At 69.7% G+C, this 4019-nt stretch carries 4 protein-coding genes and 1 pseudogene; 2 read left to right on the top strand and 3 right to left on the bottom strand.

Annotated features, from left to right (window positions below; translation table 11 throughout):
• Positions 1-485, bottom strand: a pseudogene (locus EB75_RS27740) (acetyl-CoA acetyltransferase); the annotation flags it as partial.
• Positions 475-1941 (bottom strand): aldehyde dehydrogenase, encoded by a 1467-nt coding sequence (locus EB75_RS27735; RefSeq protein WP_073698416.1) that lies wholly within the window; start codon positions 1939-1941, stop codon positions 475-477. The pseudogene EB75_RS27740 and the gene EB75_RS27735, both read right to left, overlap by 11 nt.
• Before the next feature lie 106 nt (positions 1942-2047).
• On the opposite strand from EB75_RS27735, the gene EB75_RS27730 reads away from it, so the two are divergent.
• A complete protein-coding gene (locus EB75_RS27730) occupies positions 2048-2806 on the top strand; it encodes a CPBP family intramembrane glutamic endopeptidase (protein ID WP_073698415.1) in 759 nt (252 codons plus the stop codon).
• A gap of 99 nt (positions 2807-2905) precedes the next feature.
• Positions 2906-3181 carry a GlsB/YeaQ/YmgE family stress response membrane protein gene (locus tag EB75_RS27725; RefSeq protein ID WP_073698414.1) on the top strand — a complete coding sequence of 92 codons (276 nt, stop codon included), beginning with the start codon at positions 2906-2908 and terminating at the stop codon, positions 3179-3181.
• A 59-nt stretch (positions 3182-3240) separates the two neighbouring features.
• On the opposite strand, the gene EB75_RS27720 is transcribed toward EB75_RS27725, so the two are convergent.
• On the bottom strand, positions 3241-4019 hold a 779-nt coding region (locus tag EB75_RS27720; protein WP_073698413.1), incomplete at its 5' end, for an APA family fibronectin-binding glycoprotein.

The raw sequence follows: 4019 nt of genomic DNA, 5'->3' as shown, positions 1-4019 counted from the left end.
GACGGCGCCACCAACCCGATCCGGAGTTCGGCGGGCCCGGCCATCGTGAACTCGGGATCGCTGGGAGCCATCGACACCGAGTCGGCCTGCTCAGTGCCGACCAGCCGCTCACCGCGCGCCTTCAAACGCGTTCGGGTCCGCCAGGTTTCACCACCGGCGATCAACACCACCTCGTTACGCCCCTGCTGAATATCCAGGCACGCCTGGTTCACCAGCGACTGCGGCACATTGCCGCCGACTGGCGTATATCGCGTGGCCGCGTTCGGGGCGCCGATGCGCTGCGCCAGCAGCAGACCCGGATCCCGGTACCGCACCGACAGCAGGTTGACGATCCGGACCGCGTCGACGGCCTCGAGGACTCGGGCCTCCGCCGCCTCCCGGGCCGCCGCCTCCATCAGATCGACCGGCTCGCTACCGGGGTTCTCGTCGTACTGGTTCACCTGGCCGTACCCGACGAGCACCGGGGTCCTGGGATCAAGGGGCACTGAGGGAATCCTCTCCGGACGCGGGTCCGACGCGGTAGATCGATTTGATGCTCTGGTAGGCGGCGAGCCCCTCGGGCCCGAGTTCACGGCCCAACCCGCTGGCTTTGACCCCACCGAACGGCGCCGCCATATCCATTTGGTAGTCGTTGACACCCACTGTGCCGCTGCGGATGGCGCGGGCGATGTCGGTGGCGTGTTCGGCGTCGGCCGACCAGACGGTGCCGCCCAGGCCGTAGTCGCTGTCGTTGGCCAGGGTGACGGCGTGCTGCTCGGTGTCGTACGGGATCACGGCGAGCACCGGGCCGAAGATCTCCTCCTGCGCGATGCGCGACGCGTTGTCGACGTCCGCGAACACCGTGGGTGAGACGAACCAGCCGTCCGGCTGGTCCGCCGGAATACCTCCGCCGGCAACGAGTTTGGCGCCGTCGGCCTTGCCGGCCTCGATGTAGCCGAGCACCCGGTCCCGCTGCCGGGCACTGACGAGCGGGCCGACGTCCGTCGACTTCTCCAGCGGGTCACCGACATTCAGCCCGGAGGCCAGTGCCACCAGCGCGTCGACCATCTCGTCATACCGGGACCGTGGTACCAGTATCCGCGAATTCAGGTGGCAGGTCTGGCCATTGTTGACGAACGCCGCCGACTTCAGCCCACTGATCGTCGCGTCGAGGTCGGCGTCCTCGAGGACGACGGCCGCCGACTTGCCGCCCAACTCCAGGGTGACCGGCCGCAGGAGCCGGCCGCAGACCTCGGCGATCTGGCGTCCGACAGCGGTCGATCCCGTGAAGGACACCTTGTCGACGCCCGGGTGCGAGACCAACCGCGCCCCGGTGTCCGGCCCGCCCGCGATGACGTTCAGCACGCCCGCGGGCAGCCCCGCCGCTATCGCCGCCTCGGCGAAGATCAAGGCATCCAGCGCGGTTTCCGGCGACGCCTTCAGCACCACGGTGCAACCGGCCGCCAACGCGGGCGCCAACTTGAACGCGGCCAGCGCCTGCGGATAGTTCCACGGCACGATCGCGCCGACCACACCGAGCGGCTCCCGGCGCACGATGGTGTGCCCGATGGCCGCCGGACGAATCTCCTCGGCCGCCGTCCGCGTGATCAGATCGGCGTAGTACTGCAGCAGCGCGGCCGGGAACCGGCCGTTCGCACCACGAGACAGCCGGATCGGCATGCCGTTCTCGCGGGTGCACAGTTCGTTGGTCGCGGCCGACCGGGCCAGCAGCTCGTCGGCCAACCGGTTCAGGGCGGCGGCACGCTCGGCCGGGGGCGTCGCGCTCCAGCTCGGCAGCGCCGCCCCGGCTGCCGCGACCGCGGCGTCAACCTCGTCCGGGCTCGCCGCGGCGCCGGCTCCCAGCAGCGTTCCGGTCGCGGCTTCCACCACCGGCGTCGAGGCCTCGGCGGGACGGAACTGGCCGCCGACGAAAATCCTTGCGCCGTCGTCGATCACGGACATCCGGGCACTCCTTCAGCAGTGGCGGGCTCCACAACCCACACGTTAGTGGGTCGCGGCGATGCAGCGTGACCTGGCCCTTTGGTGTCGGTCGGTACACTCGCCACAGATGATCGACGCCTCGGCAGCCGTCGCTGCACCGTGCCCACCGAACGGCTCACCAGCCGTTCGGCATCCGCGCGTCTACATCGATGTGGCCGTGGTCGTGGCCGTCCTGGTCGCCACCAACCTGCTGGCCCACTTCACCACGCCATGGGCGAACATCGTCGTGGTGCCGGCCGCGGCGCTGGCCCTGGTGGCCCTGGTCCGCAAACGCGGCCTGGGCTGGACCGAACTCGGGCTCGGCCGCGCACACTGGCGAACCGGCATGCGCTACGCGCTCGGCGCCATCCTGCTCGTCGGGTCGGTGATCGCCGTCGGCGTCCTCCTGCCGTGGACCAGGCCGATGTTCCTCAACAACCACTACGCCACCATCTCCGGCGCCCTGCTGGCGTCGATGATCGTCATCCCGCTGCAGACCGTCATCCCCGAGGAGCTCGCCTTCCGCGGCGTCCTGCACGGCACCCTCGACCGGGCCTGGGGATTTCGCGGCGTTGCCGCCGCCGGCTCGCTGCTGTTCGGACTCTGGCACATCGCCACCTCACTCGGCCTGACCAGCAGTAACGTCGGTTTCACCCGGGTCCTGGGCGGCGGCGTCGCCGGCATGGTCGCCGGGGTGGCCATGGCGGTGGTCGCCACCGCAGCCGCCGGATTCGTCTTCACCTGGCTACGACGGCGGTCCGGCAGCCTGCTGGCCCCGATCGCACTGCACTGGTCGCTGAACGGCATGGGTGCCCTCGCCGCTGCCGCGGTCTGGCATTTCAGCTGAAACAGTCCCCCAAACCGTCACCAGATCGCAGCGATCGAGACCTCGTTGCGGTGCATCGAAGCGGGTTAGCCTCGATTTGTATCAGTCAATCGAAAGGTCATGACTATGCACATCCTCGGCATGCTTCTTCTCGGTCTCATCGTGGGAGCCATTGCCCGGTTCGTCGTACCCGGGAAAGACGACATGGGGTGGATTCTCACCTGCGTGCTCGGCATCGCCGGCGGCTATGTCGGCGGCACACTGAGCAGTGTCGTGTACGCCCCGCACCAGTTCGATTTCCGCCCACCCATCGCGCATTCGTTCTGGGGCGCGCTGGTCGGCGCGGTGATTCTGGTGCTGATCTACCGCTTTGTGAAGTCGAAGAGTTCGTCGTAGCGCCTCGCACAAAATTGAGGACCGTGCCCGGTTGGGCACGGTCCTCAATTTTTCGGCGACTAGCCCGCGGGAGCCATCTCCGGCGGCGCGTTGGTCACCGGCACCGGCACGCCGACGTTCGGGTGGGCCGGATCGGCGGGCTTCGGCGGCGCGTTCGGGTCGACCGGAGGCGGTGGCGGCGGGTTCCACGGGCGAATCGACTGGGCCAGCGTCACCGCGGCGGCCTTGTCGACCGGGTGGTTGCCCGAACCGAGCCATACGACGAACCACCGCTGCGGGTTGCGCTGGCTGCGGATGGAACCGTCCGGCGGCGGGTTGCCGACCACACCGGCCCAGATCTGGCCGTTCGGCTTACCGGTGTCGGTGAACTTCACCTCGTAGAACGAGGCCGCACCCGGCAGGTTCCCGGCGGTCAGCGCGGTGGTCTCCTGGCCGATACGGGTGCCCGGGAACGGCATGAAGAACTCACCCATGTCCGAGGCCAACCGGTTGGCGGCCTTGCCGTTGTCGGACTCGGCGCCGGCGAACAGCTTGAGGTCCAGCCGGCCCAGCAGGACGCTGGTGTCGCTCGGGGCCTGCTCGGCACCCGCGGCCGGAACCTTGGTCAGCAGCGCCTGACCGTACGACAGCTGCGTTGCGTCGGCGATCTTCCAGCCTTGCGGCACGACGTAGCTGAAGCCACCGGCGTCGTTGTTGACGCGGCCGGGCTCGGGCGCCGGAGCCGGGGCAGGGGCGCCTGCCGGCGCAGCGGGTGCTGCCGGGGCGGCCGGTGGCGGCGGCGCGTTGGGATCGGCCGGAGGCGCCGCCGGATCAGGGGCGGGCGGCGGGGGCGCGAACG

This window comes from Mycobacterium sp. ST-F2 (genome assembly GCF_001905655.1).
Classification (GTDB): Bacteria; Actinomycetota; Actinomycetes; order Mycobacteriales; family Mycobacteriaceae; genus Mycobacterium.
The sequence above is the reverse complement of the archived record's forward strand: the minus strand, read 5'-3'. Positions and strand labels throughout refer to the sequence as shown.

Coding starts and splice junctions, on each gene's coding strand:
- EB75_RS27725 (WP_073698414.1), top strand. CDS start 2,906: ATGACTATGCACATCCTCGGCATGCTTCTTCTCGGTCTCATCGTGGGA.
- EB75_RS27735 (WP_073698416.1), bottom strand. CDS start 1,941: ATGTCCGTGATCGACGACGGCGCAAGGATTTTCGTCGGCGGCCAGTTC.
- EB75_RS27730 (WP_073698415.1), top strand. CDS start 2,048: ATGATCGACGCCTCGGCAGCCGTCGCTGCACCGTGCCCACCGAACGGC.